Annotated in this window: 27 protein-coding genes; 8 read left to right on the plus strand and 19 right to left on the minus strand. The window is 64.7% G+C overall.

Going from position 1 to position 25,079, the window contains the following annotated elements:
• Positions 1 to 33: 33 nt before the first annotated feature.
• Together G6N44_RS14280 and G6N44_RS14285 are read left to right on the plus strand one after the other, a co-directional pair.
• The gene (locus tag G6N44_RS14280; RefSeq protein WP_163664992.1) at positions 34 to 1,518 is read left to right on the plus strand and encodes a flavin-containing monooxygenase; all 1,485 of its coding nucleotides are present in this window, start codon (positions 34 to 36) and stop codon (positions 1,516 to 1,518) included.
• Positions 1,519 to 1,534: 16 nt separating this feature from the next.
• Positions 1,535 to 1,804, plus strand: a complete 270-nt coding sequence (locus G6N44_RS14285; RefSeq protein WP_163664994.1) for a DoxX-related protein — start codon at positions 1,535 to 1,537, stop codon at positions 1,802 to 1,804.
• Here the strand turns inward: G6N44_RS14285 and G6N44_RS14290 are convergent.
• Entirely contained in the window at positions 1,771 to 3,018 is a 1,248-nt protein-coding gene (locus G6N44_RS14290; RefSeq protein ID WP_163664997.1) for a TetR/AcrR family transcriptional regulator, read from the minus strand. The two genes, G6N44_RS14285 and G6N44_RS14290, sit on opposite strands and share 34 nt — an antisense overlap.
• A gap of 96 nt (positions 3,019 to 3,114) precedes the next feature.
• On the opposite strand from G6N44_RS14290, the gene G6N44_RS14295 reads away from it, so the two are divergent.
• Genes G6N44_RS14295 through G6N44_RS14305 form a run of 3 tightly spaced genes read left to right on the plus strand, consistent with a single transcriptional unit; the run spans position 3,115 to position 5,496 of the window.
• A complete protein-coding gene (locus G6N44_RS14295) occupies positions 3,115 to 3,339 on the plus strand; it encodes a hypothetical protein (protein ID WP_170309397.1) in 225 nt (74 codons plus the stop codon).
• Positions 3,340 to 3,349: 10 nt separating this feature from the next.
• Positions 3,350 to 3,676 (plus strand): hypothetical protein, encoded by a 327-nt coding sequence (locus G6N44_RS14300; RefSeq protein ID WP_163665001.1) that lies wholly within the window; start codon positions 3,350 to 3,352, stop codon positions 3,674 to 3,676.
• Between the two features lie 56 nt (positions 3,677 to 3,732).
• The gene (locus tag G6N44_RS14305) at positions 3,733 to 5,496 is read left to right on the plus strand and encodes an HNH endonuclease signature motif containing protein (protein WP_163665003.1); all 1,764 of its coding nucleotides are present in this window, start codon (positions 3,733 to 3,735) and stop codon (positions 5,494 to 5,496) included.
• A gap of 110 nt (positions 5,497 to 5,606) precedes the next feature.
• Here G6N44_RS14305 and G6N44_RS14310 read toward each other — a convergent pair whose 3' ends face one another.
• The 4 genes from G6N44_RS14310 to G6N44_RS14325 form a co-directional block, all read right to left on the minus strand.
• The gene (locus tag G6N44_RS14310) at positions 5,607 to 6,206 is read right to left on the minus strand and encodes a twin-arginine translocation pathway signal (RefSeq protein ID WP_163665005.1); all 600 of its coding nucleotides are present in this window, start codon (positions 6,204 to 6,206) and stop codon (positions 5,607 to 5,609) included.
• Entirely contained in the window at positions 6,203 to 6,862 is a 660-nt protein-coding gene (locus G6N44_RS14315) for an Rv1363c family protein (protein ID WP_235682731.1), read from the minus strand. Before G6N44_RS14315 ends, G6N44_RS14310 begins: the two co-directional genes overlap by 4 nt.
• Positions 6,863 to 6,966: 104 nt before the next feature.
• Complete coding sequence (locus G6N44_RS14320; RefSeq protein ID WP_235682732.1) at positions 6,967 to 7,299, minus strand: Rv2576c family protein; 333 nt, start codon at positions 7,297 to 7,299, stop codon at positions 6,967 to 6,969.
• A gap of 118 nt (positions 7,300 to 7,417) precedes the next feature.
• A complete protein-coding gene (locus G6N44_RS14325; RefSeq protein WP_372508266.1) occupies positions 7,418 to 7,798 on the minus strand; it encodes a hypothetical protein in 381 nt (126 codons plus the stop codon).
• 142 nt (positions 7,799 to 7,940) lie between these two features.
• On the opposite strand from G6N44_RS14325, the gene G6N44_RS14330 reads away from it, so the two are divergent.
• The gene (locus G6N44_RS14330) at positions 7,941 to 8,453 is read left to right on the plus strand and encodes an Rv2253/PknI dimerization domain-containing protein (protein WP_179964379.1); all 513 of its coding nucleotides are present in this window, start codon (positions 7,941 to 7,943) and stop codon (positions 8,451 to 8,453) included.
• Between the two features lie 84 nt (positions 8,454 to 8,537).
• Here the strand turns inward: G6N44_RS14330 and G6N44_RS14335 are convergent, their stop codons facing one another.
• Genes G6N44_RS14335 through G6N44_RS14370 form a run of 8 tightly spaced genes read right to left on the minus strand, consistent with a single transcriptional unit; the run spans position 8,538 to position 17,714 of the window.
• Positions 8,538 to 10,094, minus strand: coding sequence for an MCE family protein (locus G6N44_RS14335; RefSeq protein WP_163665007.1), 1,557 nt, complete (start codon positions 10,092 to 10,094; stop codon positions 8,538 to 8,540).
• On the minus strand, positions 10,094 to 11,326 hold the full coding sequence (locus G6N44_RS14340; protein WP_163665009.1) for an MCE family protein: 1,233 nt from the start codon (positions 11,324 to 11,326) through the stop codon (positions 10,094 to 10,096). Before G6N44_RS14340 ends, G6N44_RS14335 begins: the two co-directional genes overlap by 1 nt.
• Positions 11,323 to 12,780 carry an MCE family protein gene (locus G6N44_RS14345; RefSeq protein WP_163665011.1) on the minus strand — a complete coding sequence of 486 codons (1,458 nt, stop codon included), beginning with the start codon at positions 12,778 to 12,780 and terminating at the stop codon, positions 11,323 to 11,325. The genes G6N44_RS14340 and G6N44_RS14345 overlap by 4 nt, the downstream gene beginning before the upstream one ends.
• Positions 12,777 to 13,859: an MCE family protein gene (locus G6N44_RS14350; RefSeq protein ID WP_163665013.1), complete on the minus strand. Its 1,083-nt coding sequence runs from the start codon at positions 13,857 to 13,859 to the stop codon at positions 12,777 to 12,779. The genes G6N44_RS14345 and G6N44_RS14350 overlap by 4 nt, the downstream gene beginning before the upstream one ends.
• Entirely contained in the window at positions 13,859 to 14,890 is a 1,032-nt protein-coding gene (locus tag G6N44_RS14355) for an MCE family protein (RefSeq protein WP_163665015.1), read from the minus strand. The genes G6N44_RS14350 and G6N44_RS14355 overlap by 1 nt, the downstream gene beginning before the upstream one ends.
• Complete coding sequence (locus G6N44_RS14360) at positions 14,887 to 16,074, minus strand: MCE family protein (RefSeq protein WP_163665016.1); 1,188 nt, start codon at positions 16,072 to 16,074, stop codon at positions 14,887 to 14,889. The genes G6N44_RS14355 and G6N44_RS14360 overlap by 4 nt, the downstream gene beginning before the upstream one ends.
• A gap of 12 nt (positions 16,075 to 16,086) precedes the next feature.
• A complete protein-coding gene (locus G6N44_RS14365; protein ID WP_163665018.1) occupies positions 16,087 to 16,947 on the minus strand; it encodes an MlaE family ABC transporter permease in 861 nt (286 codons plus the stop codon).
• Positions 16,944 to 17,714 carry an MlaE family ABC transporter permease gene (locus G6N44_RS14370; RefSeq protein WP_163665020.1) on the minus strand — a complete coding sequence of 257 codons (771 nt, stop codon included), beginning with the start codon at positions 17,712 to 17,714 and terminating at the stop codon, positions 16,944 to 16,946. The genes G6N44_RS14365 and G6N44_RS14370 overlap by 4 nt, the downstream gene beginning before the upstream one ends.
• Positions 17,715 to 17,978: 264 nt before the next feature.
• Between G6N44_RS14370 and G6N44_RS14375 the strand changes: the two genes are divergently transcribed.
• Positions 17,979 to 18,821, plus strand: coding sequence for an alpha/beta fold hydrolase (locus G6N44_RS14375; RefSeq protein WP_163669948.1), 843 nt, complete (start codon positions 17,979 to 17,981; stop codon positions 18,819 to 18,821).
• Here the strand turns inward: G6N44_RS14375 and G6N44_RS14380 are convergent.
• Positions 18,818 to 19,462 (minus strand): TetR/AcrR family transcriptional regulator, encoded by a 645-nt coding sequence (locus tag G6N44_RS14380; protein ID WP_163665023.1) that lies wholly within the window; start codon positions 19,460 to 19,462, stop codon positions 18,818 to 18,820. The genes G6N44_RS14375 and G6N44_RS14380 overlap by 4 nt on opposite strands.
• 118 nt (positions 19,463 to 19,580) lie before the next feature.
• On the opposite strand from G6N44_RS14380, the gene G6N44_RS14385 reads away from it, so the two are divergent.
• A complete protein-coding gene (locus G6N44_RS14385; protein WP_163665025.1) occupies positions 19,581 to 20,453 on the plus strand; it encodes an IclR family transcriptional regulator in 873 nt (290 codons plus the stop codon).
• Between the two features lie 10 nt (positions 20,454 to 20,463).
• On the opposite strand, the gene G6N44_RS14390 is transcribed toward G6N44_RS14385, so the two are convergent.
• Genes G6N44_RS14390 through G6N44_RS14410 form a run of 5 tightly spaced genes read right to left on the minus strand, consistent with a single transcriptional unit; the run spans position 20,464 to position 24,976 of the window.
• A complete protein-coding gene (locus tag G6N44_RS14390; protein WP_163665027.1) occupies positions 20,464 to 21,237 on the minus strand; it encodes a hypothetical protein in 774 nt (257 codons plus the stop codon).
• Between the two features lie 9 nt (positions 21,238 to 21,246).
• The gene (locus G6N44_RS14395) at positions 21,247 to 21,723 is read right to left on the minus strand and encodes a nuclear transport factor 2 family protein (RefSeq protein ID WP_163665029.1); all 477 of its coding nucleotides are present in this window, start codon (positions 21,721 to 21,723) and stop codon (positions 21,247 to 21,249) included.
• 21 nt (positions 21,724 to 21,744) lie between these two features.
• On the minus strand, positions 21,745 to 22,578 hold the full coding sequence (locus G6N44_RS14400; RefSeq protein WP_163665031.1) for a mycofactocin-coupled SDR family oxidoreductase: 834 nt from the start codon (positions 22,576 to 22,578) through the stop codon (positions 21,745 to 21,747).
• On the minus strand, positions 22,575 to 23,378 hold the full coding sequence (locus tag G6N44_RS14405) for a mycofactocin-coupled SDR family oxidoreductase (RefSeq protein WP_163665033.1): 804 nt from the start codon (positions 23,376 to 23,378) through the stop codon (positions 22,575 to 22,577). Before G6N44_RS14405 ends, G6N44_RS14400 begins: the two co-directional genes overlap by 4 nt.
• Positions 23,378 to 24,976 (minus strand): flavin-containing monooxygenase, encoded by a 1,599-nt coding sequence (locus G6N44_RS14410; protein WP_163665035.1) that lies wholly within the window; start codon positions 24,974 to 24,976, stop codon positions 23,378 to 23,380. The genes G6N44_RS14405 and G6N44_RS14410 overlap by 1 nt, the downstream gene beginning before the upstream one ends.
• Positions 24,977 to 25,079 lie beyond the last annotated feature (103 nt).

Here is a 25,079-nt window from a genome sequence, read left to right on the forward strand (position 1 = left end):
AAAGTACCCGGTACCTGCGGTACTGTCTGCAGCATGAGCCCGGGGGAACACGAGGCGGTCATCGTCGGCGCGGGATTCGCCGGCATCGGCGCCGCCATCCAGCTCAAACGGCTGGGTATCGAGAACTTCGTGATCCTGGATCGCGAGGACGATCTCGGCGGCACCTGGTACGTCAACCATTACCCGGGCCTGGCCGTCGACGTACCGACCACGACCTACTCGTACTTCTTCGAGCCGAACCCGAATTGGTCGCGGCTGTTCTCCACCGGCACCGAGATCAAGCGGTACGCCGACGACGTCGCCGACAAGTACGACGTGCGCCGCCACATCCGGTTCAACACCACTGTCGACGGCGCCCACTGGGATGAAGAGGCTTCACTCTGGCGGGTAACGGTGGCGGGTGGCCAGACCTTGAGCGCACGCTTCCTGCTCACCGCCACCGGCTTCCTGTCGCAGCCCCACACTCCTGAGATCCCCGGCATCGCCGACTTCACCGGGAAGGTCATCCACACCACCGACTGGGACGACACCTACCGGCCCGACGGCCGTCGGATCGCAGTCATCGGCACCGGCGCCACTGCCGTGCAACTCATTCCAGAGCTGGCCCGCAAGGCTGCGGACCTGACCGTGTACCAGCGCACCCCGATCTGGGTCGTGCCCAAGATCGATGTGAAGTTCTCGGCTGGGGTGCGCCGTCTGTTCGCCCGGGTGCCACTGACCCAGCGGGCCGTGCGCACCGTCACCGACGCCATCTACGCGTTCATGGTCGACACCGCCGTGCTCAAGCACCGGTACTTTCGGCGGTTCAACATCGCCGCGGCCGACCTGGCCAAGCTGCACCGGTTCGCCTCGATCCGCGACCCGGAGCTGCGCCGCAAGCTGACCCCCGACTACGACTTCGGTTGCAAGCGCCCGACGTTCTCGAACGGGTACTACCGCGCGTTCACCAAATCGCACGTGCACCTGCAGGTAAGCGGAATCGACCGGATAGAACCGGGGGCGATCGTCAACTCAGACGGCACCAGGACCGATATCGACACCCTGGTGCTGGCCACCGGTTTCGATCTGTGGGAGGCGAACTTCCCGGCCATCGAGGTGATCGGGCGTGATGGCCGCAACCTCGGAAAGTGGTGGCGGGAAACCCGGTTCCAGGCCTACCAGGGTGTCTCGATGCCGTACTTCCCGAACTATCTGAGCCTGGCCAGTCCGTACGCTTTCCTGGGCCTGAACTTCTTCAACACCATGGAGTACCAGATGCACCTGATGGACCGGTTGTTCGGCGAACTCCGGCACCGCAGGGCCACGACGTTCGAGGTCACCGAACAGGCCAACGCCCGCTATCTGGACCGGATGACGGAGTTGCTGGGTGACTCGTTGTTCACCCTCGGCAACTGCGCATCGGCACGGTCGTACTATTTCAATCCGAGCGGCGAGGCAACGCTGCTCCGGCCGATGACGACCCGCCGGGCCGTCGCGGAAGCTTCACGATTCCCGTTGAGCGACTACACATTTGCCTGATCAGAGAGGATCACACATGACAGAGGGCAAGAACTCCAAGCTGGTCAAACTCATCGGCCTCAGCGTGGCCGGCGCAGGTGTCTCACATTTCGTCAAGCCGCAGCTGTTCGAGTCGATCACCAAGCCGGCCTTCCCCAAGGACACCCAGAAGCACATCTACACAAACGGCGGCATCGAGACCGCGATCGGCCTGGGCCTCCTGCTGCCCAAGACCCGCAAGCTGGCCACCGTCGGCACGCTCGGCTACATGGCCTATCTGGCCGGCAACGCCGTGCGCAACCGGTAACGGCCCAGCAGGGTCAGGTCGATCAGGACGGCGACGACGGCGCGGGTCTGCTCTGAATTCCGATAGTTCATGAGCCGGCCCAAGTCGATCACCAAGGCCATCGCCGCATGAACCGCGAAGCGCGCCTGCCCGGCACTCCACCGCGGGCGCACCGGCATCACGACCTCGACCCACGATTCCACCGCCGCCCGTTGCAGATCGCGCAGGATCTTCTGGTCGGCGGGCGTCATGTTCAAACGTTCGGTGTAGTAGACGTAGTCGAGTTCGGGGCGGTCGAAGGATCGCGCCACGTAGTCGTCGATCAGGGCGCCCAGCGCCTGCTCTGGATCCGTCGCCGCGCCGAGCACCTCGGCCATGTCGGCGGACAACCGGTCGGCGGCGCGCCGGAACCCGGCCGCCAGGATGTCGGATTTGCCGGAGAAGTACCGGTAGATCCCCGAGGCGGGCATACCGACGGCGGTGGCGATGTCCTCCATCGTGGTGTCGCGGTAGCCGTTCTGGTTGAACAGCCGCATCGATTCGGTCAGCAGCGCTTCGTATTTCGTCGTGTTCATGGCGGGTGGCGGAGTGACCACCGGGTCCGTCGCGCCGGGAAACTCCGGCAACTCGGCCGCCAACAGGGCGTCGCAGATATCGGCGAGCGTTTCGCGGATCTGACCGGCGGGCAGTTTGGACCGATGGTCGACGACGCTGCCGATCACGCCGAGCACCGCTGTCGACAGGGTCCAGCGGGCCCGCGAACCGAGTGCGGGCCGTAATTCCATCAGCGGCCGGTGAATCCGCCGGTGCACCGTGCGCATCTGCGCATCCAGGGCGCTCTGGTCCTCGCCGCGCAGATAACGCGCCTCCCACCGATACAGCCCACCGGATTCGCGATTAGCCAACGCGGTGTCACTGAGCGCGGCGACAATGAGGGTCAACCGCTCCCGCGGGTCGCCGTCGGCGTCGTCCGCGAACGCCGTCCCGTCGACAAGTTGCTGGCCGAGGTTGAGCACCGCGTCGCGAAACAATTCGTACTTGCTCGAATAGTGCCGGTACAACGCGGCCGCCGAGATCCCGACCCGTGAGGCGATGGCCTCCATGCTCACGCCGTGGTATCCCAGCGCGCTGAAGGACTCGGCCGAGGCCCGCGCTATCTGCGCCTTTCGGTCTTTGGGACGGCGGCGCACCACGCTGGCACCGCTGTCGATCGACCGGGGCGAGATGCGCGCCATTCCGTCACCCTAACGGACCCAAGAGTCGGGTCAAAATAGTAGTTCCGCAGAGAATAGGCGTTAACATAGATGACGTTGAGGCCAGATGGGGGTCACGTGTTTGCCAGGTTGCGGGCGTTGCTGGCTTACCGCGTCGCCGTCGGCGAACTGATCGTCGTAGCCGTGGTCCTGGGCGTGCCGTATCTGTTGGTCGGTACCGTCTGGTCCGGCACGCACATCGACCATCTGCGATCGATGGGCAGCCTCGACGCGGTGGTGTCCTTCCTGGGCGCGATCGTCTCGTGGCCGGTGCTGTTGTTCGCGGACGTATGCATGACGTGAAGGGGGAACGGTGAGTTTTCGCGCCGTGTATATCGGAATCGCCGGGGCACTGATGCTCGCCATCGGGCTGTACCTGATGAGCCTGCCGGTCTACCTTGACGACTTCGACCAGTTCGGCATGCAGATCCCCTGCGGCTCCGGATTCGGCGCGCACCTCGTGCAGGCCAACGCCGCCGGCCAGGAGTACGCGGACAAGTGCGGGTCGGCCGTGATGACCCGCCAGCTATGGACCATCCCGGTCGTTGCACTCGGGGCCCTGGCCTTGATCGCGGTGCTGTTCCGTGCTGCAACGTCTTCGGCACACGAGACATTGCTGCCGAACCGCGATACGCCTTAACACCCTGGTGGTCATGCCGCGGTGGTCATGCCGCGGCCGAACTTGTCGGTGGTCGAATGTATGTTCGATTAATGGAGGCGGGTGCGGTTGAGGCGGTAGCGGCGTTACGTGCTGCTTATGACGCGTTCACCGGTTGTGGCTTCGCCGCGCTGACCCGTGGTGAGCTGATCGGGGTGCTCGACGAGTACGAAGCGTTGACCTGTCAGCTGCCGTCGGTGATGCATCGACTGTTGGCCCAGCTACAAGCCGACACCACCCCCCAGGAGATGGGCGCCAAATCCTGGAACGCGGTACTACGCATCCGCTGGCGCCTGTCCACCACCGAGGCCGGCCGCCGTCTGGCTGAAGCCGCCCAACTGGGGCCGCGCCGCGCGTTGACCGGTGAACCACTGGCGCCGGTCCTGCCCAGGGTGAGTGGCGCACAGTCGGGCGGGCTGATCAACACCGACCACGTCAAGGTGCTGCGCGACGCGATCGACGGGCTCCCGGGATTCGTCGACCAAGTGACCCGCGACCAGTTCGAAGCCGACCTGGTACGCGTCGCGGTCGGGGTGGGACCCAAAGAGCTCAAAGACACTGCGGAGCTGCGGTTGTTCCTGCTCGATCAGGACGGGCCCGAACCCGACGACACCGAACGCGCACGCAAGCGCGGCGCCTCGGTGGGCAAGCAGGGCCGCGATGGGATGACGGCGCTGACAGCGAACCTCAACCCGGAAGCCGCCGCGGTATGGGAAGTCCTGTTCGCCAAGTTCGCCGCCCCCGGCATGTGCAACCCCGACGACGAGGAACCCTGCATCTTCGGCACGCCGACCCAAGCCCAGATCGACAACGATCACCGCAGCCTGGCTCAGCGTCAGCACGACGCGCTGCTCGTCATCGGACGGATCGCGTTGATGAGTGGTGATCTGGGTCAGCTCAACGGATTACCGGTGTCGATCATCATCCGCACCACCCTGCAAGACCTGGAATCACGTGCCGGAATCGGAGTGAGCGGTGGCGGCACCAAGCTTCCCATCAAAGATGTCATCCGCATGGGCGGGCACGCCCATCACCACCTCGCGGTGTTCGACCAAGCCACCGGCGCGGCACTGAACTATTTCCGGGCCCGACGCATCGCCAGCCCGGCGCAGCGGATCATGCTGATCGCCCGTGACGGAGGCTGCACCAAACCGTGCTGCACCGTCGGCTCCTATGGCTGCCAGGCCCATCACGCCGTCGCCGATTGGGCCGATGGCGGCAACACCAATGTCGATGAGATGGCCCTGGCCTGCGGCCCCGACAACCGCCTGGTCAACACCGACGGCGGCTACACCACCACCATCAACAACCGCGGCGAAGTCGAATGGCACCCGCCACCAGAGTTGGACCACGGCCAGAACCGCATCAACTACCACCACCGACCCGAACTACTGCTCACCGCACCCGACCATGACCAACCAGAACCGGACCGGGAAGCACAGCGCGAGCCGCCAGCACCGCAGCAGGAACTGACCCACGACCCGGAGCGGGAACTACAGCAAGACCTCCAGCCGGAGCGGGAGCGGGAACTAGAACAACAAGACCCCCAGCAAGAGCCGCAGTGGGAACTAGAACTCCAGCCGGACCCGGAGTGGGACGAGCAGGACCCCGGGCTGGACCCGGAGTGGGGCGCGATGTTCGACCAACCCACCCCGATCCCACCCAACGTCGAACACCTCTGGGACCCAGCACCGCCCGACCCGGGATTGCCCGCACCTGCGCCGGTCGACCCGCGGCTTCCGCCCGGCTGGCTCCTGCGCGACAACCACGCCCTCAGTGACAACGCAGCACGCGGTCCCTAGCTAGGCATTACGTTGGGGGCCTTCGACTTCGCGCCTAACCCGCCCAGTGAATCCCGCCCGCCCCAGCCTTGTGCGCGTGGGCAGGTGATGGAGCTCGAACGCGACATCCGCTAGATCGGGTTGAACGACGAGATCAGCCAGCCCCCATCGATTTTCGTGAGCCCGACCTTCACAGCACTGGCGGCCTGTGCCGGTTCGGGGTTGTCGCGACTGGTTGTCGCCTGGTTCAGATAGACCAACACCTCTGCGGTGTCGGACTGCACGGTGATCGGAGCAGCGCGAACAACCGATGCAGTGGCGCGGATGTCCTTCTGCTTGGCCGCCGGCGCGACGAACTTGTTGGCGAACTCGCTGTAGTAATCCAGGAAGTCACCGGCCAGTTTGGATTTCGCCGTAGCGAAGTCCTGATCCAAACTGTCTGGCGCATAGGACAACAACGCCACTGAACCTTCGGAGGCTGCATCGACCACCGTCGCAGATGCTGCGGCACTCCCATGGTCGGCGCGGTACACACCGAAATAGAGCGCTGCCGCTGAGCTCGCCGAGGCCAGCAGTAGACAGACGACCGCGATCGGTCGCCACCGCCGGGCAACCCGATCGATCCACCGATCCTGAACCTGTGAAGGCTCCTCGGTGATTGACTCAGCGTCCGAAGGGATTTCGACCTCAGGTTCCGTGCTGACACCGGGTTCTGCTGTGCTGGTACTCACGGGACGAACTCCACCTTCGACATCTTGAGCTGTTCTCCGTCTCGGACCATCGTGACGCTCAGCCGCCAGTTGCGCGGCTGCTGATTGGCGCCCGCCGAGTTGCTCACCGTGGTTGCGGTGCTGACGAGGACGACTGCGGAGTCCGCGTCCATCGACTGGACAGCCGTCGCCTTTGCCGTGGCCTTCGTCGTCGCCTTCGAATCCTGCGCGGCTCTCACCAGGTCTTCGGCCGACGATTCAATGTCCTCTTTGAACTGTCCGGTCGAGTTGTCGACGATCTGCCTGACGTTGTCCTCCGCCTTGGCGCTGTCGATCGACATCAGGGTGACCGCGGCTTGCGACGCCGCCGCCGAGAATTCCGCGCGACGCTGCTGCTCACGGTCGGCCTGCTGGTGAAACCAGATCACGTATCCGCTCGCTGCGAGCAACGCTCCGCTGACAAGGATGGCGACACCGGCGAGCACCGTCGCGAGTTTCGGTCGCCATCTGCGTTTTTCGTCCGAGTTCAGTGGCTGGTTGTCAGTATCGTCCTCGTCCGAAGGAGCGGCCTGATCTGACAACTCGACGTCATCGTCGCTCAGCGGCGAGTCGGCATCGTCGACGTCGTCGAGCACGGTCGGCTCAGTTTCCTCGTCGGGGCGGCTGAGTAACCGCATAGTGCACCTCCGGTTGGTCTCGGCCGCACGCTAATGCGGCCGGAACCGGCGTCGACGGCGGTGTCCCACCCAGCGGACAAATCCGTTGTGACGGATCGGCACCATCACCAATTCCGCAATGAGCACAACGCCCCTTTGGGGCCGGCAGCGCGGTGGACGACGATCCCGTCGATGGCCAGCTCACAACGCAGAGTCTGGCTGGGTTGCGGAGCCAAGCCGGCCGTGGTGACGGTAACCATGGCCCATTTCATGGGGTCGGCGAGCATCGTCTCGCGGATCCAGGGCTTGCCGGGCTCCAACGTCATATCGTCCCTAGGGCTGAACTCGTAGGGATTGTGGCTATAGTCGGCCCACGTCGGCGGGTCGACCTCGCGGAAATAGATGCCGACGGTCGTCGGCTGCTCCGCGGTGACCGTGTAGGTCACGCGGTGGGGCATCGGCTCCTCGTCTGAGTGTGCCGGGGGCGCCACGGTAATACCGGCACCCAGGACGACAGCGAGAAGTGCGCTGACAGTGCCTGTGCGCCAACGCTTCAACACCGCGCGGTCCCGCGCATCACAGGTCACCACGAAGCCACCTGCTCGATCCGTCAGTGGACACACAGCTCAGGAAGAGCCCGTCGGTCGCCTGGGCGACGGTGTTCTCGAAACCTGTGCATGGGGTGTTCTCCTCGCGAATGCCCTTCAGCGGCGGCGACCGGAAGTAGCGCGGCTCGTAGCGGCGCGGGGACCCGCAGAACACCACCCGGCCCCAGGAAGTGGTGCCGAAGACGTAGTACGCGGTGTCCGAGCACGGCGCGCCGAGCACGACGCCACCGGTGATCCCGGGTACGCATGAGGGTTCACTGCAGCCGACAGGTTCTGCGCCCGCCGGCGACGGAGCGACCATCGCCGCCGCAACGAGCAGTCCTGCCGTGGCTACCACCGGTATTCGCACGTACGACACTGTGGCACGGCTGAATCCGGCCGCCAGCTCACGGCCCACTAGGTGGGACATTGTCCGTCAGAAGACCGAAGAAGTTGCACAGTGAACACTGCCGCGGCGACCACCGGTGGCCGGCGTACAGAGGAGTTTGGTCATGTGGGTGTCGACTGCGTTCATTGGGGCGGCGGTGCTCACCGCCACTGGGGTGGCCGGCTTGTGCAGCCCGGTCGCCGCGGCGTCTCCGAGTTGGGGCCTCAACGGCACGTACACCGCCACGTCGAACGGCGAGTGGGCGAAAACGAACGACATCTTCCACGACGAGGCCAGCATTCGTGGCACCTGGACGATCTCCACGACGTGCAGTTATCCCGGCGAGTGCACCGGCACGGTCGACACCGATTGGGGTTGGAGTGCGCCGATCTACCAGAAGGGCGGCGTCTGGTACGTCAAGAAGACGGTGGACAACTGGCAGCCGTGCGGCGACGGAACTGCCGGCCCGGGTCTGCAGGTGTACCGATTCTTCACCTCGAACAAAGATGCCACCGCGAATGATCCGGCCTCGACGACACTGCTGGGCGAGGACTCGACCACCGGTGTCAGCGGGTCATGCGGCACCAGCAAGGTCGTGTTCATCACGATGCCGTTCAAGCTCGTCAAAACCGCCTGACCAGAGAGCTTTACAGCTACTCGATCAGGTATGCAAATCCCCCGCAATGGTTTCCATTGCGGGGGCTTTCGCATTCACGGGCACTCAGGTGGTAAACAGGTCTTTCCACGTCGGGTCCCCGGTCTGCGGCACCAGATCGGTCTGTCGGTACACCTTGCCGTCCGGTGTGGCGTACCGCCCCGTCTTCGGGTCGTAAGTGGCGATCGCGACCGATGGGCCGCCAGATCCACTGGGAGTGAAGGCACTCGGCGCCATCGTCGGCGCGTCCGGGCTCGGCGGCACCTCACCTGCCGGCGGTGCGACAGGCGTTTCGGCAGGCGCGGCAGCCGGCGGCATCGGGGTGCCTTCGACCGGTCCGTGGATGGCGGCATCTCGATCAGCCCGGGAATCCGGTGCTATCCCCTGCGCCAGCAGATTGGGATCGATCGGGTAGGGGCCGAGGGGGTGCTGGCGCATCGCCAAAGGCTCGTAAGGTCGGTCGCTGTCGCAGATTTCGACAGTGGGAGCGCGTTTTCCGGGTTTCCCCATGCACGGGTAGTTGCGCGCTCCGCGCACGCCGATCGGCGAATCCTGCGGCAGTTTGCAGTACAACCCGTCGGGGGTGTCGATGTCGCTGGTGTCCTCCGGAGACCGCCACGCCGACGGCGGGAGGAACCCGACGGTGCACGCCGGCGGATCTCCGATATTGAGAGTGAAGTCGCCCAGCGACATTCCAACCGGGTTGTTCTTCGGCGCACCGTAGGACTGTGTCGAGGCCACGACTGGGGGCAGCAGCACCAGCAATTGCTCCAGCGACGGGTGATAAGTCACCCCGACCTGACCCAAGCTGGTGAGGTTGGCGAGCAACAGAGGCAACGTGGGTTTGACTTGGTTGAACAAGCGGGATGCTTCGTCGGCGGTCCCCGGCCCGTCCTTCAGCAAGGTGCGCACGTGCTGGTCGTCGTCGGCGACCTGCTTGGTTATCCCGGCCATGCTCCGGGCCCAGGTGCGGATCGCATCGACCGACTCGGCCTGCCCGTCGAGTAAGGGCGCACCGTCGTCGATGAGCGCCCGGGACTGATCTGAGGCAGCATTCGCCTCGTTGATCAGTCTCGACGAGGAGTCCAGCAGTGCCCCCATGTCATTTCCAGTCCCGTTGAACGCCTTGAAGGTTTCGTCGAGCAGCGGGCCGATCTTGTCCTTCGGGATGCTGCCCATGAGTGAACTGACCTGATCGAGCATCGGTCCCACGGCTTGGGGAATCGACGTGCTGGACGCCGGGATCACCGAACCGTCCTGGAGATATGGTCCCGAGTCGTTGCGGGGCTGCAGATCCACGTACTGTTCGCCCACCGCCGACACGCTGAGGACTGCGGCGTGCAGGTCCGCGGGCACCTTGGGTGACGTGTTAAGCGACAGTGTCGCCACCGCTCCGTCACGGGTGGGCCGCACCTCGGTGACCTTCCCCATCTGCACACCGCGGTAGGTGACATTCGAGAACTGGTACAACCCACCGGTTCCGGGCAGTTGCAGGGTCACCGTCATCCGCCCGATCCCCAACAGGGTCGGTGCCTGCATGTACACGATGCCCATCAGGGTCATCCCGATCACCGACGCCACCGCGAAGATGACCAGCTGAATTCGGACAAAGCGGGTAAGCATCAGTTGCCACCTCCGTTCGGCGCTGCAGGGTCAGATGGCGGTGTCACGGCGGGCGGATCGGCCGGCCCTTCGTCCGGAGCCGGGTCGACCAGCGGCGGCATCGTGGCCACTGCCGGTGGTGGCGGAGTCAGTGGCATGTTCAGGGGATCCTTGGTGTAGTTCGAGAACCAGGGATCGCCGGGCGCCGGCGTCAACGGCAAGCCCTCCTGGCCCCACCTGGTCCCCAGGAACAACCCTCGTTTCAGCCGCGGGACGGTGAAGTCGAAGGTGATGAACTGGTTGAGGTAGTCCCCGCGAATGGCCCGGTCGATGAAATTCTGCGGGTAAGGGAACGCCGGTGCGTAGGCCAGCACGGTTCCCAGATTCGGGCCGACATCGGCCAGTGCCTTCACCGTGGGTTCGAGGTTACGCAGGTTGGTCAGCAGGTCGTCCCGCGTGGCATGGACGAGCTTGGTCGCGGTGTCGCTGAACTGACCGAACTTCTCCAATGCCGTGGTGATGCGCGGGCGTTCCTTCACCAGGACGTCCAGGGCCGGAGGGATCCGTTGCAGCGCCGTGGTGATCACCTCCTGCTGCCCGGACAGCGTGCCCGCCAACCGGTTCAGTGCCGTGATCGACGCGTTGATGTCGTCGCGCTGGTTGGCGAACATGCCGACGATGTCGTCGAGCCGGGTCAGCAGATCGCGAATCTGGTCTTCCCGGCCGTTGAGCGCAGCGTTGAATTCGGTGACCAGGTCACCGATCTTGCCCAGACCGCCACCGTTGACGAGGACCGACAGCGACGACAGGGTCTGTTCGGTCGACGGATAAGTCGAAGTCTGGTTGAGCTCGAGGGTGGCGCCCGGTGTCAGCCGCCCTGACGGCGACTGCCCCAGCGGGGGATCGAGTGCGATGTGCATGGAGCCCAGCAGGCTGGTCTGCCCCACGGTGGCGACCGCGTTGGCCGGAACGACGACGTCGGGCTTGACCGAGACCTCCACGTCCGCGTGCCAGCCCTTCACAACCATGCGGGAGACGCTGCCCACGATGACATCGCCGATCATGACGGGCGAATTGGCTTCCAGCGTACCGATATTGGCGAGCTCGACATGATAGGTCGTGGCGTCAGCCCCGCGCCCCACCGTGCCGGGCAGAGGCAGCGAATTCAGTCCGTGGAACGCACAGCCGGTCAGGGTCACCGCTGCGCAGGCGGCTACCGCGGTCAGGCGCGTCAGTGACCTCCGAGCGGTCATGGGGTGCCTCCTGGGGCGGGTGGTGCGGGGGCCGGAGCCATCTCGGCGGGTAGGAGCATGTCCCCCAACGACTTCGGCGCTTGCACCGGTGTGTCCGCGACGATCGGTGATCCGGGATAGGCCGCGGGTGACGGGTTCGCGGGAAATCCGTTGGGTGCATACGAGCCCGGCGGGCCCGGAGGCGCACCCCATCCCGCCGGCGGTGCCACGTCACCGGCACCGGTGTAGGCCGACACCGCCGGCGGCTGATCCGCGTACGGCTGGGGACGCCCGCCGGCCCCACCAGGTGCGAGGTTGGGATCGGTGTACACCAGGTTCTCCGGGCTGGGCGCCTTGCGCAGGTAGGCGTTGAAAGGCATCGGCAGGTAGTTGAAGTTGATCAACGACAGGGCAGGCCCGAGGTACTGGGCACACAGTTTGGAGGATTCGGACGCCGTGGCGTTCTTCACCGCCGAGATCGCCGAGCACACCACCGAAACCGGATCGGCGAAGTTCGACAGCGCGAAAGCACCGACGGCGGTCCCACTGTCGGGGTTGTAGATGTTGTAGCCGTTGGCGATCGCGTTGGGCGCGACGTGCAGCACGTTCTCCAGCTTGGCCTTGTTGTCCACCAGATTCTGGGTGACGTTGTTCAACCGCTCCAGTTGCTCAGCGGTCTGATCACGCGTGCCGGCGATGAACCGCCGGACGTTGCCGACGGCATCGGCCAGATTGGTCAGCGCACCGTCCAGATCGGAGCGACTCCCGTCGACGACACTGGTGACGTTGGCGAGATGTCCCTGGAATTCCACGATCTGGGCATTGCTGTCCCGCAGTGCCGTCACGAAGATCTGCAGGTTCTTGATGGTGCCGACGAGATCGCCGCTCCCCTGGCCGAGGATCTTTGCAACACCGGACAACTGGCTGATCGCCTCGTGCAGTTTCTCACCGTTGCCGTTCATGGCGGCGGCGGCACTGTCGACGAACCGGCTCAGCGAGGTGGCCGACGCGCCGTTCAGCGGTCCCAGGTCGCTCGCCAACCGCATCAGCTGGTCCTTGACCTGGTCCCACTCGACGGGCACGGCGGTGCGCTCGACACCGATCTGCGCGCCGTCGGCCATGGTCGGCCCGGAGTCTTCGTAGGCCGGGGCCAGCTGGACATAACGAGCGGCAACCAGGTTCTGCGCCATCAGGATCGCCTTGGCGTCGGCCGGAATCTTCACACCGTGATCGACGGCGAGGGTGATCCGCGCCTGCCCGCCGACCGGTTCGATGCTCGTGATGGAGCCGACCTTGACGCCTGCCACGCGGACCTCGTCGCCCGGGTAGATCGCGGTGGCCGAGGTGAAGTACGCAGTGATGGTGGTGGGCTTGAAGGCGGTCTGCCGCACGATCACCACCGTGCCGGCCAGTGCCAGCGCGGCGATCAGCACCAACACGGTGCGGCTGGTCCGCTTGCGATTGCGGGCGATCATCGACTTCCTCCAGGAATGCCGTTGTGGGGCCATGGGAATTCGGCACGTGGGCCGGCATTGTCCGGTGGTTGTCCGGCGTTGGTGCCGCGCCGGAATCCGAAGGCGTAGTCGAGGAAGGGCTGAAGGGTCTGCGCCGGCAGCAGGTTTCCGACGAACGCGTTGTAATACCAGCCGTTGTTCACCGATTCACCCTGGGTGACCTGGTATTTGGCGAGGCCCGCCAGCGCGCCCGCGATGTTGTCGCGGTTCTTCTCCAGCATCGCCGTCACCGAGTTGAGCTGCTTGAGCGTGGGTGCGAGCTCTTCTTCGTTGTCGTGGACGAGTCCGGAGAGCTGCTGGGCCAGCGCCGAGGTATTGGCCAGCAGGTTGACGATCGCGTACCGGCGTTGGTCGAGCACCCCGGTCAACGCGTTCGCGTCCAGCAGCAGCGTGTTGACCTGCTCGCTGCGCTTCGAGAGGATGCCGGTCACGTCGGCAGCGCTCTTGAGCAGGTTGGACAGCGACTCGTTGCGACTGTTCAGGGTTTCCGACAGCCGGGACAGACCCTCGAACGTCGGTCCCAGTTGCGGCGCCATGCGATCGATGGTGTCCGACAACGTATCCAGGGATTGCGTGAGCGCAGCGGTGTCGGTACCGGCCGTGTTGTTCGTGAAGTCGCCGACGGCGTTGGTCAACGAATACGGTGACGCCGTCCTGGTGATGGGGATGGTGTCCGAGGAGCGCATTGTGCCCGCGCCGGCCGGTTCCAGGGTGAGCATCCTGGCACCGAGCATGGTCCCGGTGCGGATGTGCGCGGTGGTGGCCGAGCCCAGGCGCACCTTGCTGTCGAGAGTGAAGGTCACCAGCGCCTTGCCGTGACTCAGGCTGACGTCGGTGACGAGACCCTTGGTGACCCCGGAGATCTTGACGTCGTTACCGGCGGTGATCCCACCGGCCTCGGCGAACAGTGCGTGATACTTCACCGACGTGGCCCAGGACCACAGCGCCTGAGGACGGAGCCCGACGGCGATGACCATCGCGATCAGAACGATCCCGATGAGTCCGCTCCGAATGAGGTGCGATCCACGGTATTTCAGCATCAGGGCTCCCCACAGCGTCCGGTGTTCTGCATGATCCACGGGAAGTACGCGGTGCGCCCCTGCAGGTCGGTGACCCGGACATTCATGCCGCACAGGTACTGATTGATGAAGCTGCCGTAGGCCCCCAAACGGACCAGCTTGCGGTAGTTCTTGGGTGCGTTCTGCAACGAAAGATCCATCCGCGCCATGTCATCCTCGTTCGAGAGCAGCGGCGCCAGCCGGGTGAGTTGATCGACGGTGCCTGACAGCGGCGGCCGGGCCTGGGTCATGAGGTCTGTCAGAGACGCGGTTCCGTTGTCGAGCGCGGTGATCGCCTCGCCGATGGGATCGCGTTCCTGCGACAGTCCGGTGATGAGTTGTTGCAGTTGCTCGACGGCTCCCGAGAATCTGTCACCGTCCTTGGCAACCGTTGCCACGGTGGTTTTCAGGTTGTCGATCAGCTGTTGCACGGTCTGCCCGTTGTCGGCGAGCGCCTGGGTGAACGAGGTCGTGTGCGCCATCAGCGATTCCACCGTGCCGCCCTGGCCCTGCAGGATCTGGATCAGCGAGTTCGTCAGCGCATTGACATTCTGGGCGTTGAGTCCCTGGATGACGGGCTTGAGCCCACCGAGCAGGAGGTCGAGATCCAGTGCCGGCTCGGTCCGCTCGAGCGGGATCTGCGAACCCGCCGGCTGAATCTTGGTCGACCCAGGACTGTCGAGCAACTCGAGATAGCGGTTGCCGACCAGATCCAGGTAGCGCACCGCAACCTTGGTCGCGGTTGTCATGACGACTTCGCGGTCCGAGTCGAAGTGGACCAGCACGGTGTTGTCAGGTTGCAGCGCAACGTCGTTGACCGTGCCGACCCGAATGCCCGCCACCCGCACGGAATCGCCGACCTTCAGGCTGGACGCGTCGCTGAACACGGCCGAATAGCCGTTGGTCGATCCGGTGCGGTACTGGCCCATGATCGCGAACAGCGCTGCCGTCAGGAGCAACATCGTCACGCCGAACACGCCGAACTTGAGCGCGGTGCCGATGCTGCGCGTCATCCCGGTTGTCCTATCTGAGGTGTGTTGCGGGGCGGACCGTCGAGCGGGCCGTACAACGCCTGCTTGAGTCCCTCGGAGTTCAACAGGATTCCTTGGTTTCCGTACTGCGCCGGGTTGGCATCGATGTCGGTGACCACGAACGGCGGCCGTTGTTCGAAGCCGACCTCGGGCAGGCCCTGGCACTGCGGGCCGCCGGTGGCGGCAACCTTCGGCAGGTTGCCCGGGTAGCGGTAGCGTTCGGTGCCCAGCAGGAACGAGTCCAGCAGCATGACGCCGGGTAGAGGCTGTGGCGGTCCCATCGCCAGCGGCACCATTCCCTTCAGCACACAGTTGAGTGCCGGGTTGTACTGGTTGAGCAGATTTGTGGTCGGCACCAGCAGCCGCATCGCGTCGGTCACCCCGGCGCTGTTGGTCGAGACCACCTCATTGCCGACATCGGCCAGTCCGATCGCGCTGACCAACAACGCATCCAGATCGTCTCGGTGCTCGACGAGCGTGTCGCTGAGTTGCGTCGCGTTACGGACGGTGTCCATCAGATCCGGACCGGCGTCGGCGTAGGCATTGAAAACCTCTGGTGCGACGTCTATTTCATGACTCAGTGTGCCGAGGCTGGGTGCGAACTTGGCCAGCATGGCGTCGAGATCGACCAGCGTCTGGCCGAGCTTGTCGCCGCGACCGTCGATGGCCTGGGCCATCGCGCCGAGTGTCTCGTTGAGCTTTTCCGGTTGGATTTGTGCCAGCACCGACACCAGCTGTTCGAACACCGTGTTGATCTCGACGGTGGTGTGCGTGGCGTCGAGCACCTGGCCGGCGTACATCGAGTTCTTCGACGGCTCAGGCGGCGGCACGAGCTGGACGAACTTGGCGCCGAACACGGTGCTGGAAGCGATCTCCACACCGGTGTTGGACGGAATCAATTGCAGATCAGCGGGATTCATCGCCAGACGAAGCGCTGCCTGCCCGTCCGGCAGAGTTTCGATGGCGACGACCTTGCCGACCTGCGCTCCGTGCAGTTTGACCTTGGCGTCGGGGTTCATCACCAGACCGGCCCTCGGCGAGATGACGGTCACCGAGGCGGTGGGGGCGACCCCGCCGCGGAACAGCACGACCGCGCCGGTGACGACTGCGGCGATCACCGCGACCGTGGTCAGCCCGACCAAAAGACGTATAGCGTCACGCGACATCAGATGCCTTCTCTAGCCGGACAGGTTGAAGTTGCCGTTGGAGCCGTAGACGGCCAGCGAGATCAACAGGGTGATCGAGACGACGACGATCAGCGACGTCCGGACCGCGTTGCCGACGGCGACACCGACACCGGCAGGACCGCCGGTGGCAAAGAAGCCGAAGTAGGTGTGCACCAGCAGAATTGCCAACGCCATCAGCAGCGCCTGCAGGAATGACCAGAGCAGGTCGATCGGGTTGAGGAACGTGCTGAAGTAGTGACCGTACAGACCACCGGACTGCCCGAGCAGCACGACGGTGGTGAACTGACTGGCCACAAACGACAGGATCACCGCGATCGAGTACAGCGGCGTGATCGCGATCATTCCGGCCACGATGCGACTGGACACCAGGTACTCGACGGGCCGGATCGCCATCGCTTCGAGGGCATCGACCTCCTCGTTGATCCGCATGGCGCCGAGTTGCGCGGTGACGCCGGCGCCGAAGGTGGCGGCCAGGCCGATTCCGGCGACGATGGGCGCCGAGATCCGGACGTTGATGAAGGCCGCCAGGAATCCGGTGAGCGCTTCGATGCCGATGTTGCCCAGCGAGGAATAGCCCTGGATCGCCAGGACCCCGCCAGTGGCCAGGGTCAGGAATCCGACGATGACGACCGTTCCGCCGATCATCGCCAATGTCCCTGCACCCATGCTGATCTCGGCGATCAACCGGACGACTTCCTTGCGGTAGTGCACGGCCGCATGGGGCATGCCTGCCAGTGCCCGCCCGTAGAACAGGACATGGTCACCGATGCCGCTCAGCGCGACACCCGGCCGTCGTACAGCCCGGGACAGGCGCGGGTACGCCGACTGGAGTACAGCGGTGGCCCCCGTCATCGCGTGGTCATCTGGATGCCGATGGCGGTGACCACCACGTTGACGACGAACAACGCCATGAAGGCGTAGACCACCGTTTCATTGACGGCGTTGCCCACCGCTTTGGCACCTCCACCCGAGACGGTCAGACCGCGGTAGCACGCGACCAGTCCGGCGATCAGGCCGAACAGGGCCGCCTTGACGCAGGAGATGATGACCTCCGGAATACCGGTGAGCAGGGTGATACCTGCGGCGAACGCGCCGGGGTTGACATCTTGGACGAACACCGAGAACAGGTATCCGCCAAGGATTCCGATGATCACCACGACGCTGTTGAGCAGGAGCGCCACCAGACCCGAGGCCAGCATCCGCGGGGTGACCAGACGCTGGATCGGGTTGATGCCCAGCACCTCCATGGCGTCGATCTCTTCACGGACGGTCCGCGACCCCAGATCCGCGCACATCGCCGTGGCTCCGGCACCTGCCACGATCAACACGGTCACCATCGGCCCCACCTGGGTCACGGCGCCGAAGGCCGCGCCCGCCCCGGACAGGTCGGCTGCCCCCAGTTCCCGCAACAGGATGTTCAGGGTGAACGAGACCAGGACCGTGAAAGGGATCGCGACCAACAGCGTCGGCGCCATGGAAACCCGCGCCACAAACCAGGATTGGTCAAGGAATTCGCGCCATTGGAATGGTCTGCGCACCGTGAATCTGGCGGCATCCATCGACATGGCGAACAACCCGCCCACCCCCTCGAGTGGGCCGGCGAGTTGTCGCTGCAGCATCGTGTTCTCCTTTTCTGCGTGCCGACCATCCGGGGGCTGATATGACCTGGAACACGTCTCGACCGGGAACCATCGCAGTTCACAACCGAGCGCACCATCGCGTGTCCCACCCACCGGGAATACCGCCTCGCGGCCGCTAGTCACCGGTCAGCGGAACATCCCATTGCCGACCTTTTCGGCCGCGTGTGAGGCTGGATGCAACGAGCCCAGCAAAAAGAAAGAAGACACGTGTCAAATTCTGCTGCGACCAGTACCGGTGTCGGCATGACGGATGCGCTGCGTGAGATCGACACCAGTGCAGGAACTTTGCGGTACTACGACGTCGGCCAGGGGCCGACCGTGCTGTTCTTGCACGGATCAGGTCCCGGCGTGACCGGGTGGCGCAACTTCCGCGGGGTGTTACCGACGTTCGCGGAACGCTTCCGGTGCCTGGTCCTGGAATTTCCCGGATTCGGAGTTTCCGATGACTGGGGCGGGCACCCGATGGTCACCGCCCAGGGCGCTGTAACTCCCTTCCTCGATGCCCTCGGCATCGAACGGGTGGACATCGTCGGCAACTCCATGGGCGGCGGGGTCGGCATAAACACGGCGATCAACGAACCCGAACGGGTCAGCCGCCTCGTGACGATCGGCGGGATCGGTACCACGATCTTCTCCCCCGGCCCGAGCGAGGGAATCCGTCTGCTCCAGGAATTCACCGAAGACCCGACTCGGCAGCGCCTCATCGACTGGCTTCATTCCATGGTCTACGACCGGTCGTTGGTCACCGAGGAACTCATCGAGGAGCGCTGGACGCTGGCGACCGACCCGGAGACGTTGGCCGCCGCACGCCGCATGTACGGGAAGGCGGCGTTCGCAGCGATGATGGCATCGATGGCCGCGTCAGACCTGCCCATGCCCTGGGCACGGATGCACAAGGTGTCGGCACCGACACTGTTGACGTGGGGACGCGATGATCGCGTGAGTCCGCTTGATATGGCATTGATTCCGATGCGGACCATACCCAACGCCGAGCTTCACGTGTTCCCCAACTGTGGGCACTGGGCCATGATCGAGGCGAAGTCCGCTTTCGAGTCTGTGGTCACGAACTTCCTGGCACGGGGCTAGCGAGTTCCGTCCGACGGTTGGAGTCCGGCCAGCACCATGGCGATTCCGGACCGGTGCGCCGCTATCAACTCGTCGAGTTCATGCGGTTCCTTGGCGTCGGTCCACCAGATGTAGGCGTTACTGCTGACGTGGACGATCAGCCTGCTCGGCAATGAGCGCGTGAACACGTCGTCGCTCAAGTCGAAGTGCCCGGCCAGAAACTCGGTGATGGCGTCGGCGAGGTTCTCGCTCCATTCCATCCATCGCAGTCGGTACTGCGGAGTCTCGGCAACGAGGGACATCAGTTTCCGCGCCTTGTCCACCGACTGCCGATGCTGGGCCCCGGCTGACTGGCGATGCCGAACCTCGACCGTGAACATGTCGACAAGGACATCAACGGGGTCTGAATCCGCTGCAGCACAGGACAACAGATCCCGCATGTTCGTCTCGCTTCGCCCGAACAACGGCCCCAGTACGTCTTCCTTTACCGGGAAGTGGCGGTAGAACGTACGCGTCGCGATGCCGACTTCGGCGCAGATGCGCTCCACGGTTGCCGTGGTGTCGCCGTCGGCGATGAAGATGTCGCATGCGGTCCTGGCGATGTTGAGCCGCAATTCCTCAGCGCGACGCTCGGTGAGCGTCGGCCCCTTACCTTTGGGCATTCGCTGATTGTCGTCGCACCGGCACGCGGTCTCCTTTACTTCGCAGGCACGCTGTGCCTAGACTCACACCTGTCACGTTGTGACACGTGTGCAGAGTATGACAGGTATGGAGGGATTTGTGCCAACGTCGGATGACGACGCTGCTCCCATAGCGCTGCTCAATCGGGCGGCTGCGCTTCTGGAGGTCTTCGGCGCGCGCCAAACACTCACCCTGGCGGAAATCACCCGGTATTCGCACGTTCCCCGCTCGTCGACTCATCGCATCCTGCAGGGACTGGTCCAGCTCGGCTGGATCGAACGCCATGGCGCCGAATACACACTGGGGCTGAAGATGTTCGAATTCGGCCGCCAGGCAGTGCGACAGCGCCGAGTTCCGGAAGCGGCACTGCCGGTGATGGCGGACCTACACCGTCGCACCGGCCTGACGGCGCATCTCAGCGTCCTGACGGGTACGCACGTGCTCCACATCGAACGCTTCGGCATGTGGCCCAGCTCCGGCAGTTGTTGGCAGGTCGGTTTCAAGCAGCCCGTGGAACAGAGCGCCGCCGGCAGAGCGCTCCTGGCGCAGATGGACGAGTCAGCCTGGCCAGAGTTGCGGTACGCGGTGACATCGCCGTACGGAATTCGCAATCGAGCGGAGTTGGATCGAAGTCTGGCCGCCGTAGGCGCTCGCGGCGGGGTTGCCGTCGATGCCGAGGGTTGTGAGCGGGGAGTCACCGTCGTTGCCGCTCCGATCAGCGTGAGCGAGGGAGGCAATCAATTTGCGCTGTCGCTGTGCGGGCCCGCCAGGTCGACGCGGATCGAGCCCGTCGCCGCGGCTGTTCACAGCGCGTCATGGGCTATCTGCCATAGCCTTTCAGATGTGCCCCGCAACGGCGCGCGCCAGTCACGAGCGGCGCATCGCGTGGTGACGCCGGCCATGATCCATCGAACCGGCGAGCCCACAGTGGCAGCCGTCGGGGGTAGGCGACAAGAACCTCGCGGCGCATAGGCACCCATGTTCACCAGTCCTGCCAAGGAATGATCGTGTTCAGCGGCGTATCGATGACGCACTCTCCCGCGGCCGGTTCAGGTGCCTTGTCGGCCAGCTGTTCCCTGATCCGGCCGGTGACACGGACCGGATCGTCATCGAGGTAGAGCAGACGGACGCGCAGGCCGCCTGGAGGATCTGCCGCCTCCGAGGAACGGAGGCCGAGCCCATTGTCCTGGTGGCGGTCCAATGCGAAAGTCCATGCCCCCGCCACACCGTCCAGTTCCAGCAGAGCCGGGATCGCCACCCGGTCCTCCCATCGGTGATGCTCGTGAGCTCCTGCGCCGTAGGGTTCGGCAAACCGGGTCATCGTCAGGTGCAGCCCGCGGTTGGGCCGGTACGGGATCACGCCGGGCGACACCAACGCCGAGGCAGCGGCGTAGCCCTTGACCGGTCGGAAGAATGCGAGCACAGTGCGCCGCACGCCAGGGATCTGCGGTCCGCGGCCCCACTGAAATGAATCCGCACCGAGCTGCTCCCACTCTCGCACCGACTCTTGCACCGGAGACCGAAACCAGTACATCGCGACATAGTCTGTGTCGGCCTGCCCAGGCTCGGCCGTAGAAGCGTCGCGACACTCGGCCGGGCGGCTCCACCGATCACCCCAGGCAACTCCGGGAAGCGCGAGATTTTCGGGACGATGGTCCAACTGATGCCATTCGTTGTAGCGCCGGTGTTCCTCGGCTCCCCCGCCACCAAGTGCGACGAACGAGAAGAACACCAGCGGGCAATCAGTAGCGGACATCGCTGCCTCTCAGATCTGCTCGGGGACAGGCGCTCCCGCCAATCCAAGGTTCAGTAGAGTGTGCGCGTACAATTTGCCGTTGAGCAATCTGCTGGTGCGCGTCGTGATCTGCCATTGCCCTTCGAGACGTTTCAGCGCGAAGTGATTGGCAGTGGCCCGCCACACTCGAAACCCAGACTCGCCATCGCGCAACAGAACCAGCGATTCGCACACCGCGACGGCGCGGTCGCCATCGACCGTGACCACCGCCGGTCCGAGAAAATGGCAACAGCCCGCGGCCACCAGATCCTGGTGACCGGTCGAGCTGACCATCTGATGCACGCCGCCCCGGCCGGTCATCAGCCAGTCCTCGACGTCATAGGTTCCGTCGACCGCCCACAGCGCGGCCGCATTGTCAGCGTTGCCGGCATCTACCGAAGGACCGTATGAGGCCAACAGTCTCGTGATGGCCAGCTCATCTTCGAGGCGTTGTAGCCGAGCGAGCATCTGCTGTTCGATGTCGGCCTCCTAGCGTTGGGTACTTCCGGCGTCAACCGGCAGGCTGATCGCGGTGACATACCGGGCTTCGTCCGACGCCAGGAACAAGCTGGCGTTCGCGATGTCGACGGGCTGCACCCATGGCACGGCGAGCAGGTTCATCTGCGTGGCGGCGGTGGCGAATTCGTTACGGGTGGGCGGACGGTCCAGGTCGGGCCGGAACCCACTGCGGACGACGTCGTTCTGGATCAGCGGCGTGTCCACGTTGGTCGGGTGGACACAGTTGACCCGCACGCCATGGGGCGCCAAATCATGGGCAAGGCTACGCATCAGTCCGACGACGCCGTGCTTGGCGGCGGTGTAGTGCCCGACGCCCGCGAGTCCCCGGAGACCCGCGATCGAACTGATCAGAACCATCGAGCCCGCGCCGCGTTTGATCAGGTGAGGCGCCGTGGCAGCGCAGGTGTTCCACACCCCGGTCAGGTTGATGTCGAGCATGGTGCGCCACGCCGCCTCGGAGAGTTCGATGGCGGCACCTCGCGACGTGATTCCGGCAGTGGCGCAGACGATATCGATCCCATCGAACTCCGTGGCGCCGCGGTCGACAACGTCATGGAGTTCGTCCGGGCTCCGGACGTCGACGATCTCGGTGACGATCCGACCGCCTGCCTGCTCGACAAGGCGAGCTGTTTCCGCGAGATCCTGCGGTGCGCTGGGTGGCACCTGCACCGACTCGATCGGCCCGCACACATCGATTGCGATGATCGCAGCGCCTTCTTCGGCGAAGCGCACTGCCTGGGCGCGGCCGATGCCGCGCGCAGCACCGGTGATCACAGCGGTCTTGCCCGTCAGCCGACCGGTCATGTCGTCTTCTGGGTCAGGCCCGCGTCGACGACGAGCTGGGTGCCGGTGATGTATCGAGCTTGGTCGGAAGCCAGGAAAAGCGCCGCGTTGGCCACATCGACGGGCTCCACCCACGGCACCGGGAGCAGATTTTGGGCGGTGAGCACTTCGATTGCATCGGCTTCGGTGGGGTTGTCCAGATCTGGTCGCAACCGTTTATACGTGTCGGGGTTGCGCACCATCGGGGTGGCCACGGCTCCGGGATGGACGGTATTCACCCGGATACGTTGCGGCCCGAGTTCATTGGCGAGTGTGCGGGCCAGCCCCACCGCCGCATGTTTACTCGCGGTGTAGGGCGCCGTGCCGGCGGTGCCGCGTAAACCGTTGGTGGAGCTGATGATCACCACCGTCCCGCCTTCGGAACCGATGTGGGGCACACCGGCCTTGACCGTGTGCCAGACGCCGGTCAGATTGACATCCAGATTGCGTTGCCATTCCTGGGCGCTGATCGTCCAGGCCGGCCTGTTCGGTGTGTGGATTCCCGCATTGGCGACGATGATGTCGAGGCGGCCCAATGTCGTCACACCCGAGTCAACCGCGAACGTGACCTCAGCGAGATTACTGATATCGGCCGCGCCGACGGCACAACGCCTGCCGCGCTGCCGCACTCGCTCGGCCGTCTCTCGTAGGTCGTCGGTGACCTCAGTCCGATCGAGCGCTATGACGTCGGCCCCGGCGTCGGCGAAGCGTTCGCAATGCACGCGCCCGGTACCACCACCGGCGCCGGTGACCAGGACGACTTTGCCCGCCAGGTCCGTCACTAGGGCGCCTTCAGCAGATCGAATCCCTTGTATCCAGCTGCCGCTGCCTCGTTGCAGATATCGAGGTACACGCCGAAGCCGCCGATGAACAGCATGAACATCCGAGGCTTGCCGGGCACATTGGCGCCCATGTACCAGGAGTTGGCCTTGGTGAACAGCGTGGCGTCGGCGCGCTCGGCACATTCGGCGATCCAACTGTCCACGGCATCAGGCGTCGGTTCGATTGCCGCGTAGCCGCTCTGGTCGAGATGGGCGATGGCATCGGCGATCCAGTTCACGTGCGCTTCGGCATGCAAGACCATGTTCGCCAGCACCGCCGGCGCCCCGGGGCCTGATACCAGAAACAGGTTAGGGAAGCCGTCGGTACCCAATCCGAGATAGGTGCGCGGCCCGTCGGCCCAGTCGTCAACCAACTTCTCGCCGCCGCGCCCGACGATGTCGATCTTGGCCAGTGTGCCGGTCATCGCGTCGAACCCGGTGGCCAGCACCAACGCGTCGATGTCATAGTGCGCGTCGGACGTGTTGATTCCCGTTTCGTCGATCGATTCGATCGGTGTCCTACGGACACTCACGAGCTCGACGTTGGGACGGTTGAACGTCTGAAAGTAGTTGGTGTCGGTGCAGATCCGCTTTGTCCCGATCGGGTGATCGTCGGGGATCAGCGCCTCGGCCAGGGCGGGGTCGTCGATCACGGCACGGATCTTGTTCTCGTAGAACTTGCGGGCCTCCTCGTTGGCTTCCAGGGAGACCATCTGATCGGCGAATGTCTTCGAGAACAGCACTCCGCCCAGTTCCCAACGCTTTTCGAAGGCATCGTGACGCTCTTCGGGCGTGGCTTCCATGGTGAGTTTGGGGTGTGCGACATGTGGCGAGCCACCGCCACTGCGCCAGGACATCCGGCGCCGCTCGGCATAGTTGGCCTTGGTTTCGGCAATCTCGTCGGCGGTCAGCGGCCGGTTGCCAGCCGGCACGCTGTAATTCGGCGTCCGTTGAAAGACATAGAGCTGCTGGGCCTGTTCGGCGATGATCGGGATGGACTGGATCCCCGAGGATCCGGTGCCGATGACGGCGACGCGCTTACCGGTGAAATCCACATCCTCATGCGGCCAGTGCGCGGTGTGGTAGACGTCGCCGGCGAAGCTGTCCAGACCCGGGAAGTCAGGAGTCATCGCCGCCGACAACGGGCCGGTGGCCATGACCACGAACCTCGCGTCAACAGCTTCGCCGGTATCGGTGGTGACGGTCCAGCGCAGCGTCTGCTCGTCGAGCACCGCCGAACTCACCCTGGTCTCGAACGTGATGTCGCGGCGCAGATCGAGCTTGTCGGCAACCCAGTTGATGTACTTCAAGATTTCGAACTGGGTGGCGTACTTCTCGGTCCACGTCCATTCCTGTTGGAGTTCCTCGGAGAACGAGTAGCAGTAGTCGACACTCTCGACATCACAACGCGCACCCGGGTAGCGGTTGAAGTACCAGGTGCCACCCACCTCCGGAGCGGCCTCGAAGACTCGCACCGACAACCCCTGCGACCGGAACTTGTGCAACGCGTACAGGCCACCGAAGCCGGCGCCCACCACCACAACATCTACGACGCTCATCGATCCACTGCTCACAGGGCGAACGGTAGGCGCCGATCACGCACGCGACCGCCACAGTTCCCGGTCACCGGACCGCAAGACCTGACGTCCCGACCACCGGAAT

The organism is Mycolicibacterium alvei (genome assembly GCF_010727325.1).
Classification (GTDB): Bacteria; Actinomycetota; Actinomycetes; order Mycobacteriales; family Mycobacteriaceae; genus Mycobacterium; species Mycobacterium alvei.

Excerpts from the sequence above, each read along its gene's own strand:
- G6N44_RS14280 (WP_163664992.1), top strand. The coding sequence starts at position 34 with ATGAGCCCGGGGGAACACGAGGCGGTCATCGTCGGCGCGGGATTCGCC.
- G6N44_RS14285 (WP_163664994.1), top strand. The coding sequence starts at position 1,535 with ATGACAGAGGGCAAGAACTCCAAGCTGGTCAAACTCATCGGCCTCAGC.
- G6N44_RS14290 (WP_163664997.1), bottom strand. The coding sequence starts at position 3,018 with ATGGCGCGCATCTCGCCCCGGTCGATCGACAGCGGTGCCAGCGTGGTG.
- G6N44_RS14305 (WP_163665003.1), top strand. The coding sequence starts at position 3,733 with ATGTATGTTCGATTAATGGAGGCGGGTGCGGTTGAGGCGGTAGCGGCG.
- G6N44_RS14315 (WP_235682731.1), bottom strand. The coding sequence starts at position 6,862 with ATGCGGTTACTCAGCCGCCCCGACGAGGAAACTGAGCCGACCGTGCTC.
- G6N44_RS14320 (WP_235682732.1), bottom strand. The coding sequence starts at position 7,299 with ATGCCCCACCGCGTGACCTACACGGTCACCGCGGAGCAGCCGACGACC.
- G6N44_RS14330 (WP_179964379.1), top strand. The coding sequence starts at position 7,941 with ATGTGGGTGTCGACTGCGTTCATTGGGGCGGCGGTGCTCACCGCCACT.
- G6N44_RS14335 (WP_163665007.1), bottom strand. The coding sequence starts at position 10,094 with ATGCTTACCCGCTTTGTCCGAATTCAGCTGGTCATCTTCGCGGTGGCG.
- G6N44_RS14340 (WP_163665009.1), bottom strand. The coding sequence starts at position 11,326 with ATGACCGCTCGGAGGTCACTGACGCGCCTGACCGCGGTAGCCGCCTGC.
- G6N44_RS14345 (WP_163665011.1), bottom strand. The coding sequence starts at position 12,780 with ATGATCGCCCGCAATCGCAAGCGGACCAGCCGCACCGTGTTGGTGCTG.
- G6N44_RS14350 (WP_163665013.1), bottom strand. The coding sequence starts at position 13,859 with ATGCTGAAATACCGTGGATCGCACCTCATTCGGAGCGGACTCATCGGG.
- G6N44_RS14355 (WP_163665015.1), bottom strand. The coding sequence starts at position 14,890 with ATGACGCGCAGCATCGGCACCGCGCTCAAGTTCGGCGTGTTCGGCGTG.
- G6N44_RS14360 (WP_163665016.1), bottom strand. The coding sequence starts at position 16,074 with ATGTCGCGTGACGCTATACGTCTTTTGGTCGGGCTGACCACGGTCGCG.
- G6N44_RS14365 (WP_163665018.1), bottom strand. The coding sequence starts at position 16,947 with ATGACGGGGGCCACCGCTGTACTCCAGTCGGCGTACCCGCGCCTGTCC.
- G6N44_RS14370 (WP_163665020.1), bottom strand. The coding sequence starts at position 17,714 with ATGCTGCAGCGACAACTCGCCGGCCCACTCGAGGGGGTGGGCGGGTTG.
- G6N44_RS14375 (WP_163669948.1), top strand. The coding sequence starts at position 17,979 with ATGACGGATGCGCTGCGTGAGATCGACACCAGTGCAGGAACTTTGCGG.
- G6N44_RS14380 (WP_163665023.1), bottom strand. The coding sequence starts at position 19,462 with ATGCCCAAAGGTAAGGGGCCGACGCTCACCGAGCGTCGCGCTGAGGAA.
- G6N44_RS14390 (WP_163665027.1), bottom strand. The coding sequence starts at position 21,237 with ATGTCCGCTACTGATTGCCCGCTGGTGTTCTTCTCGTTCGTCGCACTT.
- G6N44_RS14395 (WP_163665029.1), bottom strand. The coding sequence starts at position 21,723 with ATGCTCGCTCGGCTACAACGCCTCGAAGATGAGCTGGCCATCACGAGA.
- G6N44_RS14400 (WP_163665031.1), bottom strand. The coding sequence starts at position 22,578 with ATGACCGGTCGGCTGACGGGCAAGACCGCTGTGATCACCGGTGCTGCG.
- G6N44_RS14410 (WP_163665035.1), bottom strand. The coding sequence starts at position 24,976 with ATGAGCGTCGTAGATGTTGTGGTGGTGGGCGCCGGCTTCGGTGGCCTG.